This is a genomic window from Photobacterium sanguinicancri, assembly GCF_024346675.1.
Taxonomy (GTDB): Bacteria; Pseudomonadota; Gammaproteobacteria; order Enterobacterales; family Vibrionaceae; genus Photobacterium; species Photobacterium sanguinicancri.
The window spans coordinates 2,585,308-2,604,935 of record NZ_AP024850.1 but is presented as its reverse complement, the minus strand read 5'-3'; the positions used below and the strand labels follow the sequence as shown (position 1 = coordinate 2,604,935).

At 43.6% G+C, this 19,628-nt stretch carries 15 protein-coding genes; 6 read left to right on the top strand and 9 right to left on the bottom strand.

Annotation, left to right across the window (positions count from 1 at the left end):
• Window positions 1-130 precede the first annotated feature (130 nt).
• The 3 genes from OCU87_RS12085 to OCU87_RS12075 are packed head-to-tail and all read right to left on the bottom strand — an operon-like array spanning window position 131 to window position 4,934.
• A complete protein-coding gene (locus tag OCU87_RS12085) occupies window positions 131-1,663 on the bottom strand; it encodes a SpoVR family protein (protein ID WP_062690977.1) in 1,533 nt (510 codons plus the stop codon).
• Between the two features lie 34 nt (window positions 1,664-1,697).
• Window positions 1,698-2,969, bottom strand: coding sequence for a YeaH/YhbH family protein (locus OCU87_RS12080; protein WP_094956999.1), 1,272 nt, complete (start codon window positions 2,967-2,969; stop codon window positions 1,698-1,700).
• Between the two features lie 30 nt (window positions 2,970-2,999).
• Window positions 3,000-4,934, bottom strand: a complete 1,935-nt coding sequence (locus OCU87_RS12075; protein WP_094957000.1) for a PrkA family serine protein kinase — start codon at window positions 4,932-4,934, stop codon at window positions 3,000-3,002.
• A 557-nt stretch (window positions 4,935-5,491) separates the two neighbouring features.
• Here OCU87_RS12075 and OCU87_RS12070 point away from each other — a divergent pair.
• The gene (locus tag OCU87_RS12070) at window positions 5,492-5,872 is read left to right on the top strand and encodes a VOC family protein (protein ID WP_062690978.1); all 381 of its coding nucleotides are present in this window, start codon (window positions 5,492-5,494) and stop codon (window positions 5,870-5,872) included.
• 66 nt (window positions 5,873-5,938) lie between these two features.
• Here the strand turns inward: OCU87_RS12070 and OCU87_RS12065 are convergent, their stop codons facing one another.
• Both OCU87_RS12065 and gap read right to left on the bottom strand, forming a co-directional pair.
• Window positions 5,939-6,817, bottom strand: coding sequence for a D-hexose-6-phosphate mutarotase (locus OCU87_RS12065; RefSeq protein ID WP_261857248.1), 879 nt, complete (start codon window positions 6,815-6,817; stop codon window positions 5,939-5,941).
• A gap of 319 nt (window positions 6,818-7,136) precedes the next feature.
• Window positions 7,137-8,132 (bottom strand): type I glyceraldehyde-3-phosphate dehydrogenase, encoded by a 996-nt coding sequence (gap, locus tag OCU87_RS12060; RefSeq protein ID WP_094958017.1) that lies wholly within the window; start codon window positions 8,130-8,132, stop codon window positions 7,137-7,139.
• Window positions 8,133-8,618: 486 nt separating this feature from the next.
• Here gap and msrB point away from each other — a divergent pair, with 486 nt between their 5' ends.
• On the top strand, window positions 8,619-9,002 hold the full coding sequence (msrB, locus tag OCU87_RS12055) for a peptide-methionine (R)-S-oxide reductase MsrB (protein WP_062690980.1): 384 nt from the start codon (window positions 8,619-8,621) through the stop codon (window positions 9,000-9,002).
• Between the two features lie 131 nt (window positions 9,003-9,133).
• Here msrB and OCU87_RS12050 read toward each other — a convergent pair whose 3' ends face one another.
• Window positions 9,134-10,009 (bottom strand): DUF2989 domain-containing protein, encoded by an 876-nt coding sequence (locus OCU87_RS12050; RefSeq protein WP_261857247.1) that lies wholly within the window; start codon window positions 10,007-10,009, stop codon window positions 9,134-9,136.
• Window positions 10,010-10,346: 337 nt separating this feature from the next.
• Between OCU87_RS12050 and OCU87_RS12045 the strand changes: the two genes are divergently transcribed.
• Window positions 10,347-10,646, top strand: a complete 300-nt coding sequence (locus tag OCU87_RS12045) for a YeaC family protein (RefSeq protein ID WP_261857246.1) — start codon at window positions 10,347-10,349, stop codon at window positions 10,644-10,646.
• A 62-nt stretch (window positions 10,647-10,708) separates the two neighbouring features.
• Here OCU87_RS12045 and OCU87_RS12040 read toward each other — a convergent pair whose 3' ends face one another.
• From OCU87_RS12040 to sppA, 3 genes are all read right to left on the bottom strand, one after another.
• Window positions 10,709-11,377: a glutathione S-transferase family protein gene (locus OCU87_RS12040; RefSeq protein ID WP_261857245.1), complete on the bottom strand. Its 669-nt coding sequence runs from the start codon at window positions 11,375-11,377 to the stop codon at window positions 10,709-10,711.
• A 200-nt stretch (window positions 11,378-11,577) separates the two neighbouring features.
• On the bottom strand, window positions 11,578-12,588 hold the full coding sequence (gene ansA, locus OCU87_RS12035; protein WP_062690983.1) for an asparaginase: 1,011 nt from the start codon (window positions 12,586-12,588) through the stop codon (window positions 11,578-11,580).
• Window positions 12,589-12,673: 85 nt separating this feature from the next.
• On the bottom strand, window positions 12,674-14,530 hold the full coding sequence (gene sppA, locus OCU87_RS12030; RefSeq protein ID WP_261857244.1) for a signal peptide peptidase SppA: 1,857 nt from the start codon (window positions 14,528-14,530) through the stop codon (window positions 12,674-12,676).
• A 267-nt stretch (window positions 14,531-14,797) separates the two neighbouring features.
• Between sppA and OCU87_RS12025 the strand changes: the two genes are divergently transcribed.
• The 3 genes from OCU87_RS12025 to OCU87_RS12015 all read left to right on the top strand — a co-directional run bounded on the left by OCU87_RS12025 (window position 14,798) and on the right by OCU87_RS12015 (window position 19,554).
• Complete coding sequence (locus OCU87_RS12025; RefSeq protein WP_261857243.1) at window positions 14,798-16,813, top strand: NADPH-dependent 2,4-dienoyl-CoA reductase; 2,016 nt, start codon at window positions 14,798-14,800, stop codon at window positions 16,811-16,813.
• Window positions 16,814-16,913: 100 nt separating this feature from the next.
• Complete coding sequence (locus OCU87_RS12020) at window positions 16,914-17,462, top strand: NAD(P)H nitroreductase (RefSeq protein ID WP_261857242.1); 549 nt, start codon at window positions 16,914-16,916, stop codon at window positions 17,460-17,462.
• A 157-nt stretch (window positions 17,463-17,619) separates the two neighbouring features.
• A complete protein-coding gene (locus OCU87_RS12015; protein WP_261857241.1) occupies window positions 17,620-19,554 on the top strand; it encodes a DNA topoisomerase III in 1,935 nt (644 codons plus the stop codon).
• The last annotated feature ends 74 nt before the right edge of the window (window positions 19,555-19,628 follow it).

Below are 19,628 nucleotides of genomic sequence, written 5' to 3'. Positions count from 1 at the left end.
TTCCCTGTGTAGGTAATTGGTTTTTCGTATAAATAATTGTTGTTATTCAGCAAAAAAAGCGTGATAAATCAGTGGTAACTGATATATCACGCTTTAATTTTATGTGCTGTATATAAATTGTATCACTTAATTAAATATCAGAACCAAATTGTGTATTACGCACTGGGCATGTCCCTAGAATTTGGCTTCGTCCATCGCTCAACTCTTCTTCTAACGTAATATCAAATCCCCATAGACGGTACATATGCTTCAGCACTTCGGGGTGACTTTCGGCTAGTGGAATTCTGTTGTGTGGTATGTAGCGTAAAGTCAGTGAACGGTCACCGTTAAGCGCGACATTCCATACTTGAAGGTTAGGCTCATTGTTACTTAAATTATACTGTGAAGAGAGCTTCTCTCGGATCATCCGATAGCCTTCCTCGTTATGAATAGCACTGACTTCCACATAGTTATGGCGGTCATCGTCATCCACGGCAAACAGTTTAAAGTCACGCATCACTTTCGGTGATAAAAACTGACTGATAAAGCTTTCATCTTTGAAGTTTTCCATCGCAAAGTGAAGCGTATCTAACCAATCTTTACCTGCAATGTCAGGGAACCAGTGCTTATCTTCTTCCGTTGGATTTTCACAGATCCGACGGATATCTTGGAACATAGCAAAACCTAACGCATACGGGTTAATACCACTGTAATACGGGCTATTATATTCTGGTTGTGCAACCACACTGGTATGGCTGTGTAAGAACTCTAGGATGAAACGGTCGGTCACTAAACCTTCGTCATAAAGGTGATTCAAAATCGTGTAATGCCAGAACGTCGCCCAGCCTTCATTCATGACTTGGGTTTGTTTTTGCGGGTAGAAGTATTGGCTTACTTTACGCACAATTCGCACAATTTCACGTTGCCAAGGTTCAAGTAGTGGCGCATGTTTTTCAATGAAGTAAAGGATGTTTTCCTGTGGCTCAGCAGGGAAGCGGTGTTCCTCTGATACATCGGTTTTATCCTCTTGTACTGGAATTGTACGCCATAAAGCATTTACCTGTGTTTGCAGGTAATCTTCGCGTGCTTTTTGGCGCGCGGTTTCTTCAACTAATGATATTTTTTGTGGACGCTTGTAGCGATCGACGCCAAAATTCATCAGTGCATGACAGGAGTCTAGCAAACGCTCAACATCTTCCACGCCGTACTTTTCTTCACAGTCGGTAATGTATTTTCGAGCAAACAGTAAGTAATCGATGATCGAACTTGCATCCGTCCATGTTTGAAACAAGTAATTGCCTTTGAAGAAAGAGTTATGACCATAGCAGGCATGCGCCATTACCAACGCTTGCATGGTTATCGTATTCTCTTCCATTAAATAAGAGATACAGGGATCTGAGTTAATTACGATCTCATATGCCAATCCCATTTGGCCGTGTTTATAGCCACGTTCAGTTTCAATAAAACGTTTGCCGAATGACCAGTGGTGGTAATTGATTGGCATCCCAATACTTGAGTAAGCATCCATCATCTGCTCAGCAGTGATGATCTCAATCTGATTGGGATACGCATCAAGCCGGTAGTGGTCAGCGACACGTTTTATCTCTTTATGATATTGGTCAAGCAGATCAAACGTCCAATCTGGACCATCATCGAGTGGCTTTGTCTTTGTTGTTGTCACCATAACTCACTCCCCTAAGCGCGTTGACATCCAGCTATTAACTTACTTGTTTTTTAAATAGCTCCCTGAATACAGGGAATATGTCATCCACCGTCCGTATGTTCTGCATAGCAAAGTTAGCGTGACTGCCTTGCAGTGTTTCGTATTCACGCCAGAGCGTTTGGTGCGCACGGCGAGTGATTTCGATATAAGAGTAGTAGCGTGTTACTGGCAAAATACTCTCTTTTAATAATTGACGACAACCAGGTGAATCATCTGCCCAGTTATCCCCATCAGAGGCTTGAGCTGCATAGACATTCCACTCGCCAGGAGGGTAACGTTTCTTGATAATGTCATCCATCATGCGTAAAGCACTGGATACAATCGTGCCACCTGTTTCTTGGGAGTAGAAAAACTCATGCTCATCGACTTCTTTTGCTTGTGTATGGTGGCGAATAAAGACCACATCGACATTCTTGTATGTTCGATTCAAGAATAAATACAGCAAGATGTAGAAGCGTTTAGCAATATCTTTTGTTGCTTGATCCATCGACCCCGATACATCCATTAAGCAGAACATCACTGCTTGGCTGGTGGGTAGTGGGCGACGTTCATAATTTTTGTACCGTAAATCAAAGGTATCAATAAACGGTACACGGTTGATTTTTTCGCGCAGCGCTTGGATATCTTGTTTTACGCGTTCCTCTTCAAAAGGTTGGGCAGGTTCAGTTGATTTAAGCTGCTCAAGTTCCGCTTCAAGTTCACGTAAATGACGGCGTTTTGCTGCTGTCATCGCTGTACGTCGTGCCAACGAATTCTGTAGCGATTTCACAATCGCGATATTGGATGGCACACCTGATGATTTATAGCCTGAACGGAACGTTTTCCATTCGACGACTTTATTCATCTGATTTTTTTCTAGGTTAGGTAGCTCCAAATCTTCAAACAGTAAATCGAGGTACTCATCTTTGGAAATTTGGAATACAAATTCATCTTGGCCTTCACCGTCTTGGCTGGCTTGACCTTCTCCTGAACCGCCTTGTCCCGCCCCTCCTTGGGGGCGTTCAATGCGGTCACCTGGAGAGAATTGGTCGTTGCCCGGGTGGACAACTTCACGTTGTCCACCACGGCCTTGGTGAAAGCTCGGCTCTTTGATATCACGAGAAGGGATAGTGATATTCTCCCCACTCTCAACATCAGTGATCGAACGCTTATTAACCGCATCAGCAATAGATTCTTTAATCTGCTGTTTGTGGCGGCGTAAAAAGCGCTGGCGATTCACCGTGCTTTTATTTTTACCATTGAGCCTGCGATCTATAAAATGCGCCATAAGCTCCCCCTCATACTTCTATTCAACCGGCTACGATGATTTACGAACGCGTAGGTACCATTCAGATAGCAAACGCACTTGCTTGCGGGTGTAGCCTTTCTCCATCATACGAGCAACGAAATCATCGTGTTTTTTCTGCTCGTCGGTAGAGGTTTTGGCATTGAAAGAAATAACTGGGAGCAGTTCCTCGGTATTCGAGAACATTTTTTTCTCGATAACGGTGCGCAGTTTTTCATAGCTGGTCCAGTTGGGATTTTTCCCTTCATTACTGGCACGAGCACGTAGAACAAAGTTGACGATTTCGTTACGGAAGTCTTTAGGGTTACTGATACCCGCTGGCTTTTCGATTTTCTCTAGCTCGTTATTAAGCGCAGAGCGGTCGAAAAGTTGACCTGTTTCAGGATCGCGATACTCTTGATCTTGAATCCAGAAATCGGCATAGCTGACATAGCGGTCAAAGATGTTCTGGCCATACTCAGAGTAAGATTCTAAGTAAGCGGTTTGAATTTCTTTACCAATAAATTCAACGTACTTAGGAATCAAGTATCCTTTTAGGAACTCAAGGTATTTTTCAGCGACTTCTTGTGGGAACTGCTCACGTTCAATTTGCTGTTCAAGAACATAGAACAGATGAACGGGGTTAGCGGCCACTTCTGAATGGTCAAAGTTAAAGACACGAGATAAGATCTTAAAAGCAAAACGCGTAGATAGGCCGTTCATACCTTCATCGACCCCTGCGTAATCACGATACTCCTGGTACGATTTCGCTTTTGGATCCGTATCTTTGAGGGTCTCACCATCATAAACACGCATTTTTGAGAAGAGGCTTGAATTCTCTGGCTCTTTTAGACGAGAAAGTACCGAGAAGCGAGCAAGAATATCGAGTGTGCTTGGCGAGCAAGGAGCACTTGATAACTCACTGTTTTGAAGTAGTTTTTCGTAAATTCGAGTTTCTTCCGAAATACGTAAACAGTAAGGCACTTTCACGATGTAGACACGATCGAGGAAGGCTTCATTGCTCTTGTTATTACGGAAGGTTTGCCACTCTGATTCATTCGAGTGAGCAAGAATAATCCCTTCATACGGTAGGGCTGATAGGCCTTCTGTACCGTTATAGTTACCTTCTTGCGTCGCGGTTAGTAGAGGGTGAAGCACTTTTAGTGGTGCTTTAAACATCTCTACAAATTCCATCAAACCTTGGTTTGCTTTACAAAGCGCACCGGAATAACTGTAGGCATCTGGATCATCTTGCGAGAAATGCTCTAGTTGGCGAATATCCACTTTACCAACTAGCGATGAAATATCTTGGTTGTTCTCATCACCAGGTTCGGTTTTGGCAATACCCACTTGATCTAAGATGGATGGACGTACTTTTACAACGCGGAACTTGGTAATGTCACCACCAAATTCGTGTAAACGTTTAGCTGCCCATGGTGACATGATGGTATTGAGGTAGCGTTCTGGAATGGCATATTCTTTATTAAGAAGATCGCCATCTTCGTTTTTATCAAACAGGCTAAATGGGTGATCGTTTACTGGGCTGCGAACGCCGTCTGCTGTCAGTACGTAAACTGGTACTTTTTGCATTAAGCTTTTTAGCTTTTCAGCCAGTGAAGATTTACCGCCCCCGACAGGGCCCAGTAAGTATAGGATTTGTTTGCGTTCTTCTAGACCTTGCGCAGCATGCTTAAGGTAAGAAACGATTTGTTCAATTGCTTCTTCCATACCATAAAAATCTTCAAACGTTTTATAACGTGAGATCACACGGTTAGAGAATAGGCGGCTCAAGCGTGGGTCTTGAGCTGTATCAATCATTTCTGGTTCACCAATCGCCATAAGTAGGCGTTCGGCAGCGTTTACGTATGCGCTTCGGTCGTTACGACAAATTTCAAGGAATTCTTGCAATGAAAGCTCTTCATCCTTGGACTCTTCATAGCGTTGACGATAATGGTCAAAAATACTCATGGTATGCCCCCTGAATCGTTCTCTTATCAATTAGAAAGGACGAAAACAAATAACTTTCACATCCCTCATATATTTAAGACTAGACCTAACTGATCAAATTGCGTCACTGAGTTGTTGGTTTTTAAATAAATTTCCTAAGCTAGGTGACAATGAAAAATTGCGTAATCTTTGTACACATTCTTACTATCCTCTTTAAAAATCGCTTTCGCAAGAAGGTTTAGATGGAAAATCTTTACATTTGTTTAACGATTTTGTGATGTGAGAACTTGATTTGATGCTTAGTCGTATAGATTGAAAATACTTTCTTATGCGGTATCTATAACTGCAAAACAAATGCATCTTCGAGATTTGAACAAGAAGTCTTGATAGACGGCGGATTATTTCGCTTTTTTTGAGAGTGATGCATTATTGAGACAATTAACAGCTTGATGATAAAGCGTTATCGCGCTTTGCTTGTATTCACGGAATATTTCTTAGCTAAGATGCTTTTTTTGTGAGCTGAATCAACAACTCTGACTTAAGCTAGATAAGTGGTTTTATTTTGGGGAGCTGCATTTATGAGTATTTCTCGCGTTGATACTGTTTCCATTCCAGTATCGGATCAAGCGCAAGCATTAGTATTTTATCGGGATGCATTAGGGTTTGAGCTAATTCGTGATCACTGTGCAAATGATGATAAGCGTTGGGTACAGCTTGCACCAAAAGGTGCAGAGACAACCATTAGTTTGGTCAGGCCTTTTGCGGGAATGAAAGCAGGGTCTGTACAGGGGCTGGTGGTGCAAACTGACGATATTACATCAACATATAATGAGTTGAGCGGTCGTGGGGTTGGATTATCTGAAATTGTGACGCTATTGAGTGGCCGTTTTGCAACCTTTGCCGATCCAGATGGTAATGGTTGGGTTTTGATTGAAGCCAATACTAGTATGTTGGCATAGGGCAGGGAATCAACACTAGGCTATATTAGCGAGAAGCGGTATTGCTACCGCCCCTCATTTTTCGCGTTATTCAGCAGCTAAGCTCACGGTTGTCGATAAGGTGTGAGATTCATTTGGTGCTAATGTTACGCCTTCGCCGTGGATAGTTGATTCAACACAAACCATAGTCTCGAAGCTATTGGTTGCCATGTCTGCCATATTTTCACACAGCGCCTGCCATGGGTTCCAAATAACAGCTGCGTTATGGCCTTGGTTTTCAACCAATATTTGGCGTTGACGAGGGGTGTCGTGAATCGCAATGATTGCTTCTGGTGCTGTATATACACGATCAACTTCTTGGGTGATCAAGAGTGCATTTCCACCTTCCACTTGAACGCCACCTTGAACACCATCGATGTAAGGAGCGCCCATTCCCGTTAGGTGTGCTTTTGTGATATCTGCAATATCGAAATAAGTATGGAGTGCACCGCCATAAGACCAAGCGTGATCATCGGTATTGGTAGACGTAAGGCTTACTTTTAAGCTTTCGCCTAACTCGAAAGTGATCGTTAGTTCGAATTTATGCGGCCAGATTTCGCGTGTTGCATCTGAATCTTGCAGGCTCAGGGCAACGATGACACCAGTCTCGTTTTCACGGTGCTCTTTGATTGCCCACTGGCTGTTACGTGCAAAACCGTGTGATGGGGTGCCAGCTTTACCAAACCATGGCCAGCAAACAGGAATACCACCACGAATGGCTTTGTTTGGGTCTATGATGGCCTCTTCACTCAACCAAATCACATCGTCTTGGTTTGCTGGTTTGAACCATATTAAGTGGCCGCCATGCAGTGAGATCCCGGCTTCAACGGTGTTGTGGATCACTCGAATAATTTTAACGCCATTGTATTCACATACAGTAACAGCATCTGAAAGGGCATTGATAGTTGGGAGATTACGTAAATCCATGATCATTTCCTTACTAATAGCATCTTATATAGCAGTTTAATGGAGTAAATATGTATAAAAAACGATATAAGATGACACTTATTTTTCTTTAAAAAATATCAATATAAATTAAAACTTATTTGTTAAATTTGTTACTCGATTTTATTTATTATAAGAATAGTTGAATTCGATAAGCGCTAAACCATGCATAAGTGAAGGGATATGCTGGTATTTGAGGGGCGGAGAGTCGCAGATCCAATGACATTTGGGTATGGCTAACGAGCAGGTACAAAAAAGGCGACTCAAGAGCCGCCTTTTGTCATCGCTTACTAAGTATTAATTACTTAGAGATATGTGCGATTAGGTCTAGAACTTTGTTTGAGTAACCGATTTCGTTGTCGTACCAAGCTACAACTTTAACGAATTTGTCAGTTAGCGCAACACCAGCTTTAGCATCGAATACTGAAGTTTGAACTTCACCGATGAAATCTTGAGAAACAACAGCGTCTTCAGTGTAACCAAGTACACCCTTAAGCTCGCCTTCTGATGCTTCTTTCATAGCAGCACAGATAGTTTCGTAAGATGCAGCAGTTTTTAGGTTAACTGTAAGGTCAACAACAGAAACGTTTGCAGTTGGTACGCGGAAAGCCATACCAGTTAGAAGGCCGTTTAGTTCAGGAAGAACAACGCCTACAGCTTTAGCAGCACCAGTTGAAGATGGGATGATGTTCTGAGAAGCACCACGACCACCACGCCAGTCTTTAGCAGAAGGGCCATCTACAGTTTTTTGAGTAGCTGTAGTTGCGTGAACTGTAGTCATAAGACCAGATTCGATACCGAACTTGTCGTTAAGAACTTTAGCAACAGGTGCTAGACAGTTAGTAGTACAAGAAGCGTTAGAAACGATGTCTTGGCCAGCGTAAGTAGAGTCGTTAACACCCATTACGAACATTGGAGTTGCGTCTTTTGAAGGACCAGTAAGAACAACTTTCTTAGCACCAGCAGTGATGTGCTTACGTGCAGTCTCGTCAGTTAGGAAAAGACCAGTTGCTTCAGCAACTACGTCAACGTTGATTGCATCCCACTTAAGATCTTCAGGGTTACGCTCAGCAGTTACACGTACAGTTTTACCGTTAACGATTAGGTTACCGCCTTCAACTTCAACAGTACCGTTGAAACGGCCGTGAGTTGAATCGTACTTAAGCATGTATGCCATGTAGTCAACGTCGATTAGGTCGTTGATACCAACAACTTCGATGTCGTTGCGCTCTTGCGCTGCACGGAAAACAAAACGACCGATACGGCCAAAACCATTAATACCTACTTTGATAGTCATTGTAGTTGCTCCACAACTTAATTTCTAATGAAAGATAACTGGTAGTAAAATTACAGAATACTGAGTGACGCTGCAAGCAAAAAAGGCGGTTAAATTGCTTGAGGTCAAAAAAAAGTTCGGAATTTTTTTACATTCCCACTACATCGCCGACAAATCATACGAAACTTGTTTAATTAATCACCATTGACGTTGTTAACTTTTAATATTGAGCAAATCTATTTTTTGCGTGCACTTCGATTAATTCGGTAACTAAACACTCATAGCGCAAAAAGTATGTGCCACATAAGTGTGAATTGGCAACTTTTTAAGCAAAATCTTAAGAGCGGGTTCTTGTTGTTGTGAGATAAGAGTGAGCAAACTACGAATACTTGTCATGATAATGCATCGTCCTCTAACCATGGGTAGCGAATTTATTGTGGCGTAGTATGATTAGAAAAGAGCCGTAAAAATGTTGCTCAGTGTTAAAAGGAAGAGACAGGAATTACAATGACTAATAAAAACGATGCGTACTGGCGAGAGAAATTATCCCCTGAACAGTATCAAGTCTGTCGTGAACAAGGTACTGAAGCGCCGTTTAGTGGCACGCTTCTGCATAATCGTGAAACGGGTGTTTATCATTGCACATGTTGTGAAGCGCCATTATTTCAATCGAATAATAAATATGATTCAGGTTGTGGCTGGCCTAGCTTTGATGCCCCGATAGAAAAAAGTGCTATTCGATACATTGAAGACAACTCGCATGGGATGAGCCGAACAGAAATTCGTTGTGCAGAATGTGATAGCCATTTGGGGCATGTATTCCCTGATGGCCCTCAAACAACGGGCGAGCGTTATTGTGTTAACTCAGTGTCGTTGCAATTTAAAGCATGATGCTGTTCTAAAAAAGATGAAATATTCTTACAAAACTAAAGGTACCCAGAGCGGTACCTTTTTTATTGTTGTTATTTTTTGAGGGAAGGGCGGAGATTGCACTGCAAGGGTGATGTTTTCGCTAGAGGGCTTTATTGGCCAAGAGATGCGGTGAACGTTCCGCGTTTAAGTGCTTTGATCACGACTTTTGCATGTTGTTCTATTTGCTCTCGCTTTTCATCTGTCATTGGATAGAAGCTAGCTAGCTTTTCTTTATTAGCGACAGGCATATTAAATTCAGCACCAACAATTGACCAAAGGTAGGCATGCTCGTTATTTTTCTGTTGATGGTGGATGGTGGCTAAAGATTGAATGATCTCAGGTTTTACCGTTTCCCCTTTTGTGTACAGTGATAGGGCATGCAACAAAATACTTACGGTTTTGCTTTGATCTTTACCACTGTAATAAGTGGCGAGTGCGAGCTGTAGATCCGGTGTTTCTAATGCGGGTTTCCCCTCCAATCGTAAAAATTGGCGCATTGCGCGTTTGTCACCTTGTGACCATCGGTAATAAATGATTTCGGGGTCGATGGAATTTTCGAGCTCGGCATTAAGGCGATCTATCGCATCATAGCTATGAATTAGTGCTTTCATACGATTACTTTTACGTTCTTTCAGTTCGGTCGGTTCGATACGCGCGGCATACTCTAAACACATTTGATAGCTATGAGTGAATTTCAGCTCTTTAAATTTCTCGCTATCAATTGGGTTTTTTAACACGTCATAACGTTTCCAGATCAAGCTGGCGCGTTGTAAGCGACATTGACCGTCATTAACATTCAATTGTGCGCAAATTTCCGGATAAGATTCACATAAGCTGTCTGTCGAACGGTGGCGTTCAAAGCAGCCACTCAGTGCCAGTGTGCAACCCATAACAGTCAGAAATTTGAATGTTGTTGCCTTTATTTTGACTGTTGAATTCATTGACTTTGAATTGGTGTTTGCACGCATGTTAGGTGAAGCTCGCATAGTTTAACCTTATGGGGGTTCATTCTATATGAAAGCGGCAGGTAGGCGATGAAAACATAGTAAATTGTGATAGTTGTTCAGGAAAGATTTCGTTCTAATGTGGTTTTTGAGTGAATTCTCATCGAGATAAAATGCTCGTTCTTGATACTTTCTCGTGTTAATACTCGTATTATTGGTGGTGGAATTTGTGATCAGAAATGCACTATTCATACTGTGACTTGACTGTTACGTACCACTCATTAAAGGTAGCGCAATGCACACTTAGCCGAGCTAGATTTGTTTGGTGATGTGGTTCATTGATTTAATCGAAGCAGCACTGCTGATATGGAGAGTTGGAATGGATCTAGAACAAATATTACAAGCGATGACACCAGAAGTTTATCAACGTTTGATGACAGCGGTAGAAATTGGCAAATGGCCCGATGGAACAGCATTAACGCAAGAGCAGCGTGACGCAACAATGCAGGCAGTAATGTTATACCAATCCCGTAATAATCAAGATGCAGAGCATATGAGCATCGAAGTTGGCGGTGAAATTAAGTTTAAGTCGAAAGCGGAACTCAAGCGCGATTTTGGTGAGAATGAACCAACGGGTTCAGTCGACGATATTGCACGCTTCAACCATAGTGAGCTATAGGCCAATTGTACGTGTAGAACTTAGCAGTAAAATGCTAAGTAATAATGAAAAGGTATGCGATGTTAGGTGCTTTTTAGACTGATAGGGGAGCAATAGAATCCCCGTAGTTCATGGTCTTCTTCACTCACCATATTGGCGACAATGGGTTCTTGTTCAATCATCATTAAATAGGCGTGTAATTTAGGGTAGTCTGATTCTACGCGTAAGCCTGCCATCCAGCCATTACGTAAAATACTCCACACACTGATCTCTGCCATTGAAAAATGTTCACCAATGAACCCACTGTTAGGCATTTGCTCTTCAAGGTATTGAAGTGCAAGTGGCAGGTGATGTTGGATGCATTGTTCAATGGCTTCTTCATCAACATCTTTATTTAGCATCTTGCCTCGCATGATCTTCTGGTAAAACAAGACACCGCTCACGAGTGATGTTAATCGCGTATCTGCGTACTCTTCTAGCCATCTGATTTTTGCGCGTACCTTGGCATCACCAGAGTACAGTGGGGGTACAGGGTAGAGATCATCAAGGTAATGGGCGATGACAGTCGAGTCCATAATGCTTTGGCCATCATGCTCAAGAACTGGCACTTTTCCCATGGGGTGGCGTTTGTGAGCGAGTTCTTTTTCTAAAAATGGATTTAAGGGCTCGAGTTGATAGCTAATGCCTTTATAGGCGAGCGATAGCATGATTTTTCTGACAAAAGGGGAAATTGAAGCACCGTGTAGGATCATAAGTTTCTCTCAGGTAATCGTTCGACTTATCCAGATTAAGAGTATTACTTTGATTGTGATTACATGAAGTATTACCGTATCGACAGTAACGTATTCTTGTGTATTTTCAGTGCTACTAAGTGTAGTTGAGATATGAGGAAGCGGAGAAACAAAGAGCTGCATACGCAGCTCTTAGAGGGCAAAAACTTGAGTTCACTACGTTAGTGAGTCAGCTCACCACGTAGGTCTTGCTGCATCATGCTACGTACCGTTTCTGCTGGTAGGTTCTTCGACAGCAGGTAATGTAGTTTTGCTAACGCAGCTTCTGGCGTCATATCGTAACCGCTCAAAACACCTGCATCTGCCAGTGCACAGCCTGTTGCGTAGCCACCCATATTCACTTTACCTGATAGGCACTGTGTTAGGTTGATGACAATAACACCGCGATCTGTTGCTTCTTTCAATTGTGCTAACAAATCTGGATTTTGTGGGGCGTTACCCACACCAAAAGTAAGCAAAATCATAGCATTAACGGGTTGACGAAGTGTGTTGCGAATAACTTCCGGCGAAATACCTGGATACATAGTAATAACACCAATTGGTTGTGGTGTGATGTTATGTACTTTAAACGGTGCATCGGGCTTTTTATCAACTTCTACATTGTTAACTTGAATATTGATCCCCGCCTCAAGCAAAGGTGGTAGGTTTGGTGAAATGAATGCACCAAAACCATCTGCGTGGGCTTTCGTACTGCGGTTACCACGAATTAATTGGTTGTTAAAGAACACAGTTACTTCGTTAATTGGGTAATTTGCAGCAACATGCAAAGAGTTCAGTAGGTTACTTTGGCCATCTGAACGGATCTCTGCAATTGGGATTTGCGAACCAGTAACGATCACTGGCTTATCTAGGTTATCAAACATAAACGACAAAGCTGACGCTGTGTACGCCATGGTATCCGTACCATGAAGAATGATGAAACCGTCGTAGTCGTCGTAGTTTTCTTTAATATCATCAGCAATGCGCTGCCAATCCGCTGGCGTCATATCCGAAGAATCGATCAGAGGCTCGTATTCATGGATAGTAAATTTTGGCATTTCTGAACGATGGAATTCTGGCATGCTTGCTAGTTGCTTTTCCATGAACCCCGCAACAGGAACGTAACCATGGTCTGACTTCTGCATGCCAATTGTGCCGCCAGTATAAGCAATGTAAATGTGTTTTCTTTCCATAATTCAGTACAGCTTTTTATCGGTTTGGTGCGCGCATTATACGGTTAACGCACGGTAAAAAAAGCCCAGCGTTGCTGGGCTGATCTCACTTTTCACTATTGGTGCAGTTTAGGCAGAAAGCATATTGCCCTTTTGGATCATTAAAGTTATTTAATGTGGTTAGGTCTGTTGCAACTTGGTGTGCTACAGGCTGTAATGCTGAAGGAACTTGTCCCAACAAGATATTATGTAAATGAACATTGATCTTGGCTGTAAAGCTCTGCAAAAAGAGTTCAGCAGGTGTTAGTTCTTCAGTTATCCATTGCAGTTCGTAGCTATCAAGTTCAGCAAGGTTTGCTGCCGCCGCAATAGCATCATCAAAATCACCGAGCTGATCGACAAGGCCAAGATCCATTGCATCTTTACCCGTCCATACACGCCCTTGTGCAATATGGTCCGCTTGATCAAGAGACATATTTCGGTACTGGCTAACTAAACCAATAAAACGCTGATAGCCGTGTTCAACACCAAGCTGGAAGACTTGCGCGACACCTTCTGGTAGTTCACGGGTGACGCCAACACCAGCGAAAGGTGTTGTACCGACACCATCGTTATAAACGCCCATTTTTTCCAAGCCTTTTTCGAAGGTCGTTAAAATGGCGAAAATACCGATTGAACCAGTGATAGTTGTTGGTTGAGCAATGATCTTGTCGGCACTTGATGAAATCCAGTAACCCCCCGATGCTGCTAGGCTCGACATTGACACGACGACAGGTTTGCCTGCTTGCTTTAATGCATCAACTTGATTACGGATGACTTCAGACGCAAATGCACTGCCGCCAGGGCTATCAACACGTAAAATTACCGCTTTAACATTATCATCTAGACGTGCATCACGAAGCATTGCTGCTGTGGTGTCACCGGCAATAGTGCCTTGTTGGCGACCATCACCATCTACGATTGCACCACTTGCGACGACAACGGCAATTTTGTTGCTGCTTGGAAGTTCAGCAGGCATCACAGTTGGCATGTAGTCGTAGTAGCTGATTTGTTTAAAGCTATCGTTATCATCGCTACCAAAAGCGTCGACTAACTTTTGTAGAAGTAGAGGACGGCTCACTAGCTCATCAACTAATCCCATGTTTAATGTTAGTTTTGCAAAGTCACCATTTACAGCCTTCAACTGCTTAACAAAATCATCAAGTTCAGGTGAGAGTGCCGATGCTTCTATTTGGCGGTTAGCGGCTACATCTTGCGTGTAAGCGCCCCACAATTGGTTTAACCATGCAGTATTGGCTTCACGTGCAGCGTCTGACATGCTGTCGCGAGTGTAAGGTTCAACAAATGATTTGTAGGTGCCCACACGGAATACATGCGTATTCACGTCTAACTTGTCGAGTAGGCTTCTATAGTAGAGAGTGTAGCTACCGTAGCCTGTTAATAATACGCCACCGTCTGGTGACATAAAGACTTTGTCTGCGTAGCTTGCAAGGTAGTACTGGCTTTGGCTGAAATTATCACCAAAGGCGTAAACAGGTTTACCCGCCTCTTTAAACTCGTTAATCGCTTTAGCGATATAGCGCAGTTTGGTGAGATTAGTCCCTGCCATGTCTTTCAGATTCAGTACTAAGCCTGTGATGTTGTTATCTGTTGATGCGTGTCGAATGGTATCAACAATATCAAACAAGACATTTTCTTGTACTTGTGGGCGGCCTAGCGCATTACTGGTGAGTTGATCAACAGGGCTGATAATGCTGCGTTGCTCAACAATAGGGCCAGCTAAATCGAGCACAAGCGCTGATTTCGTTGCCTGTACTGGCTCTTCCGTTCCTTGTGTGAAGGCAAATATGATGATGCCAACAAAAGCCAAGAAAAACAGATTAAGAATAAGCTGACGAGTGAAGCTGAGTAGTTTCCATAGAGCGCGGAAAATCTTCCCGATCCCTTTAAATAACATTTTCATGAAGCGTCCTGATAATGATTCCTGCTCTTATCCTAACGCAGGAAAGCGCTATGTCACAATTTTTCACCTATATCCGTATGTTAGGTTAAGACCTACATAGCGTTAATACGTTCGATTTTTCATAAGTGATCAAACATTTCGGTCACGATTTTCTCTAAAAATCCTTGCACAGATCATGCTTTGTTGCGTTAATGTAAACAGATGTTTGAAATTTGTTGTTTGTTGACCATATACTGGTCTGACCATAATTAGAAAAGAATGGAAGCCATGAACGATAAATCTTACCCACACTTACTCGCGCCCTTGGATCTTGGTTTTACGCAACTAAAGAATCGTGTGTTGATGGGATCAATGCACACTGGGCTTGAAGAATCTCGTGATGGCTTTAAAAAGCTGTCTGCCTTTTATGCAGCTCGTGCCCGTGGTGGTGTGGGATTGATTGTAACGGGAGGTTTCTCACCTAACTTTCGTGGCCGATTGCATCCATTAAGTGCTGAATTTAGTTCAGCTCGTCAAGCTAGAGCACACCGTACGATCACCGATGCGGTGCATGAAGAGGGCGGAAAGATCGCGATACAGCTGCTTCATGCTGGTCGTTATGCCCTACATCCTTTTGCGGTGAGTGCCTCTGCTATTCGCTCACCAATAGCGAAATTTACCCCAAGTAAGATGAGTGTTCGTCAAATTAACAAAACCATTGAGGCGTTTGCTAAAAGTGCAGAATTAGCACGGGAAGCAGGCTATGACGGCGTGGAGTTGATGGGATCTGAAGGGTATTTGATTAATCAATTTATCTGTCAGCGTTCGAACCATCGTTATGATGATTGGGGCGGTAGCTATGAAAACCGTATGCGTTTTCCTATCGAGTTGGTGAAAGCAGTAAGAAAACGTACGGGTAATGATTTTATCATCGTTTTTCGTTTGTCTATGTTGGACTTAGTTGAGCAAGGCAGTACTCATGAAGAAGTGGTGATGCTGGCAAAAGCGCTTGAGTCTGCGGGTGTGACTATTTTGAATACGGGCATTGGCTGGCATGAAGCACGCGTCCCAACGATTGCTACGCAAGTGCCGCGTGCTGCGTTTGCTTGGGTAACTGAAAAGCTAAAAAATGAAGTGAACATTCCGTTAGTCACCTGTAATCGTATTAATACGCCAGATGTAGCTGAAGGTATTTTAGCGGGTGGACAAGCGGACATGGTCTCGATGGCTCGGCCGTTCTTGGCAGATGCTGAGTTCGTCAATAAAGCAGAACAAAATAGAGCCGACGATATCAATACTTGTATTGGTTGTAATCAAGCGTGTCTTGATCATGTTTTTGTCGGTAAGCGCGCGAGTTGTTTAGTGAACCCACAAGCCTGTTATGAGACCGAATTAATATTGACGCCAGCGGTCAATAAACGAAAAGTGGCGGTTGTCGGGGCTGGGCCTGCGGGGCTGGCTTGTGCGAGTGCCGCCGCAGAGCGTGGTTTTAGTGTTGATTTGTTTGAGAAAAACGATTACATCGGCGGTCAGTTTAATTTGGCAATGCAAATTCCCGGTAAAGAAGAATTCAAAGAGACAATTCGTTATTTTAGCCGCCGTTTAGAGCAGACGGGTGTCAATGTGAAGCTGGGTCATGCCGCAACATTGGATGAGCTCAAAGATTATGATGAAGTCATTGTAGCGACAGGGGTGCAGCCTCGTATGCCGCCGATTCCTGGTCTGAAAGACAGTGACAAAGTGGTTGATTACCAAACGCTAATTCGTGACAAGGTTGAAGTAGGCCAGAAAGTGGCGGTCATTGGTGCTGGTGGTATTGGTGTGGATGTGTCCACGATGCTGACAGAGCCAGAACATCAAGCCCTAGAGGACTGGTTGCAAGATTGGGGAATTGATACCGATATTAGTCATGCTGGTGGTTTATACCCGCATGAAGAGTATGTTAGCCAGCGTCAGGTATGGCTAATGCAGCGTAAACCGGGACGTGTTGGTAAAGGGCCGGGGAAAACCACGGGTTGGATCCATAAAAAAGTATTGGAGAAACGTGGGGTCGAACTCCTTGGTGGCGTCAGCTATGACAAGGTTGATGAGCAAGGGTTGCATATCACAGTTGAAGGGCAATCACGCGTACTTCCAGTCGATAATATTATTGTTTGTGCTGGCCAAACATCCGTCAATGTACTAACAGACCAGCTTGAAGCTGCCAATGTAAAAGTTAGTGTCATTGGCGGTGCCGATGTCGCGGGTGAAGTTGATGCTAAGCGTGTTATTCGCCAAGGTGTTGAGTTAGCGGCGAAGCTCTAATGCTGTATATCGTTACTTAAACTAAGAGCACCGATACTTCTCGGTGCTCAATGGTTATGATATTGTTAATCAATAATTATTATCATTAAAGGTTGTTGTTATGGATGCGCTCACACTGTTATTGAATCGTCGTTCGTTACCTAAGTTAATGGAGCCTGCGCCGCAAGATGAAGCACTCGACAATATTTTTCGGGCAGGCCTGCGCGCCCCTGATCATGCCGCGCTAACGCCATGGCGTTTTATTGTGTCGCAGGGTGAAGGGTTAACAAAATTAGCCGATATCTTAGTGGAAGCGGCAAAAGCTGATGGCGCAGATGAAGCCACCATTGAAAAGGCAAGTAAGGCGCCGTTTCGCGCCCCTATGGTGATTACGGTTGTAGCTAACGTGACAGAAAATGACAAAGTTCCTGTGATTGAACAGCACCTCTCTGCTGGTTGTGCCACCCAAGCCATGCAAATGGCAGCCGTCGCGCAAGGGTATGCAGGTTTTTGGCGTACGGGTAAATGGGCATACCACCCAGTTGTTCGTGAGTCGCTTGGTGTACAAGGCGACGATCTGATTGTGGGTTTTCTGTATGTCGGTACATCGGGTTGCCGTGAAGCGAAAGTGCATGAACGCGATCTTAGCCAGTTTGTCGAATACTTGTAAAAATCACAGTCTCTATTAGCTGGGGGCGGTGTAAGTTATATAAATAAAAAAGGGAAGCAGAGGCTTTCCTTTACTGTCTTTTTATCCAGTATTTCTTGTTCTTGTCTTCCGCTTTAGTTAAAGTCTCCAGCTCATTGAAGTTTGTCGAATAATTGTTATGTCTCGTTTATTTATTGCTGAAAAACCTAGCCTTGGCCGTGCGATAGCAGCGGTACTCCCTCGTCCTCATAAAAATAATAACGGCTATATTGAAGCAGGTAATGGCGATATCGTCACTTGGTGTATTGGTCACTTGTTAGAGCAAGTTGAACCAGATGCCTACGATGAGAAATATAAAAAGTGGAACATGATCGATTTACCGATCCTGCCTGAACAATGGCAACTCACCCCACGAAAATCAGCCAAACAACAATTAAGCGTGGTGCGTAAATTAGCCAAGCAAGCGACAGACATTGTCCACGCGGGTGACCCTGATAGAGAAGGGCAGCTGCTGGTGGATGAAGTAATAGATTACGTAAAAGTGTCAGCTACTAAAAAAGCAAAAATTCAGCGTTTATTGATTTCAGATCTTAACCCCAGTGCGGTGAAGCGCGCTTTGTCTGCGATGCGCAGTAATCGAGATTTTATCCCCTTGTCTGTTTCAGCGTTAGCACGATCTCGTGCCGATTGGTTGTACGGAATGAATATGACACGGGCATACACCTTACTTGGGCAAAAGGGCGGCTACAAGGGCGTGCTGTCGGTTGGTCGTGTACAAACGCCAGTATTAGGTTTGGTAACTCGCCGCGATGATGAAATTGCCAATTTTGTACCTAAGCCTTTCTACGAGGTGTTCGCTCTAATCCCCTATCAAGATAACGATATTCGAGCGCGTTGGAAGCCAAGTAAAGCCTGTGAGCCTCATCAAGATGAAGATGGACGCATACTTAATCGTAAATTGTGTGAAAACGTTGTTGAGCGAATAAAAGGTCAGCCTGCCGAAGTCACTGAATCGGAGCGTAAAGAAACGCGCCAAGCCGCCCCTTTGCCGTATTCACTGTCTGCATTACAAATTGATGCCGCGAAACGCTTCAATATGAGTGCCGCCGATGTGCTTGCAACGTGTCAGTCTTTGTATGAAAAGCACAAAGTGATCACTTACCCGCGTTCCGATAGCCGTTATTTACCTGTAGAGCACTTCAAGCAGGCCAACGATGTTTGTAAGGCAATTCAAACAACCAGCAATGAACTCAACCAAGCGTGTGAAGGGGCGAATACCAGCCTGAAATCAAAAGCGTGGAACGATAAAAAAGTGGATGCTCACCATGCCATTATTCCCACGCCTAAAGGTGTTAACCCTGCATCCCTGAGCAGTGGTGAGGCTAAAATTTATCAACTCATCGCACGTCAGTACTTGATGCAGTTTTATCCTGCAGCCGTTTATAGTGAAGCGAAGTTAGTCTTTACTATTGCGGGAGGTGTTTTTATTGCCAAAGGGCGTCAGCTGATGAGTGCAGGCTGGCGAGGGTTGCTCGGTCGTGATGATAAGAGTAAAGACGAGGATCTTGCTGATAAGGTGCCACCGCTAGAGAAAGGCACAGTCTTAACCTGTCGCGAAGGTGAGATCAAAGACAAAATGACAGAGCCGCCAAAAGCCTTTACCGAGGCCACGTTACTGCAAGCCATGACAGGGATCGGCCGCTTTGTCTCAGACGCGTCATTGAAAAAAATTCTGCGCGACACCGATGGACTCGGCACTGAAGCAACACGAGCAGGTATCATGGAGATTTTATTTAAACGCCAATTGTTGCTGCGTGAGGGTAAAAATATACATGCTACTGATGCAGGCTGGGGGTTAATTTATGCTTTGCCGACAGAGTCTACTTACCCTGATATGACCGCGCATTGGGAGCACCAGTTACAAGATATGGCGGATAAAAAATGTGCTTACAAACCTTTTATGGATGCACTTCAGCTGCAAGTCAGTACTTTGATGGATAAAGTAAAAACCAGTGAAGTGCCGCTAAGTCTGCGAGAGCTAAAGTCGCCAGAATTTAAAAAAGGCGGCACTAAGAAGCGTAAGTATACAAAGCGAAAACCAACTAAACGTTAGTCCGTTAACTACTGGTAAAACAGTCGTGAATGAACCTTATAAAGCTGAGTTTCTCTGAACTGAGGCGTTTGGTT

Coding starts and splice junctions, on each gene's coding strand:
- OCU87_RS12025 (WP_261857243.1), top strand. CDS start 14,798: ATGAACGATAAATCTTACCCACACTTACTCGCGCCCTTGGATCTTGGT.
- OCU87_RS12080 (WP_094956999.1), bottom strand. CDS start 2,969: ATGGCGCATTTTATAGATCGCAGGCTCAATGGTAAAAATAAAAGCACG.
- OCU87_RS12045 (WP_261857246.1), top strand. CDS start 10,347: ATGGATCTAGAACAAATATTACAAGCGATGACACCAGAAGTTTATCAA.
- OCU87_RS12075 (WP_094957000.1), bottom strand. CDS start 4,934: ATGAGTATTTTTGACCATTATCGTCAACGCTATGAAGAGTCCAAGGAT.
- OCU87_RS12085 (WP_062690977.1), bottom strand. CDS start 1,663: ATGGTGACAACAACAAAGACAAAGCCACTCGATGATGGTCCAGATTGG.
- OCU87_RS12050 (WP_261857247.1), bottom strand. CDS start 10,009: ATGCGAGCTTCACCTAACATGCGTGCAAACACCAATTCAAAGTCAATG.
- ansA (WP_062690983.1), bottom strand. CDS start 12,588: ATGGAAAGAAAACACATTTACATTGCTTATACTGGCGGCACAATTGGC.
- OCU87_RS12040 (WP_261857245.1), bottom strand. CDS start 11,377: ATGATCCTACACGGTGCTTCAATTTCCCCTTTTGTCAGAAAAATCATG.
- OCU87_RS12020 (WP_261857242.1), top strand. CDS start 16,914: ATGGATGCGCTCACACTGTTATTGAATCGTCGTTCGTTACCTAAGTTA.
- OCU87_RS12015 (WP_261857241.1), top strand. CDS start 17,620: ATGTCTCGTTTATTTATTGCTGAAAAACCTAGCCTTGGCCGTGCGATA.
- sppA (WP_261857244.1), bottom strand. CDS start 14,530: ATGAAAATGTTATTTAAAGGGATCGGGAAGATTTTCCGCGCTCTATGG.
- OCU87_RS12070 (WP_062690978.1), top strand. CDS start 5,492: ATGAGTATTTCTCGCGTTGATACTGTTTCCATTCCAGTATCGGATCAA.
- OCU87_RS12065 (WP_261857248.1), bottom strand. CDS start 6,817: ATGGATTTACGTAATCTCCCAACTATCAATGCCCTTTCAGATGCTGTT.
- gap (WP_094958017.1), bottom strand. CDS start 8,132: ATGACTATCAAAGTAGGTATTAATGGTTTTGGCCGTATCGGTCGTTTT.
- msrB (WP_062690980.1), top strand. CDS start 8,619: ATGACTAATAAAAACGATGCGTACTGGCGAGAGAAATTATCCCCTGAA.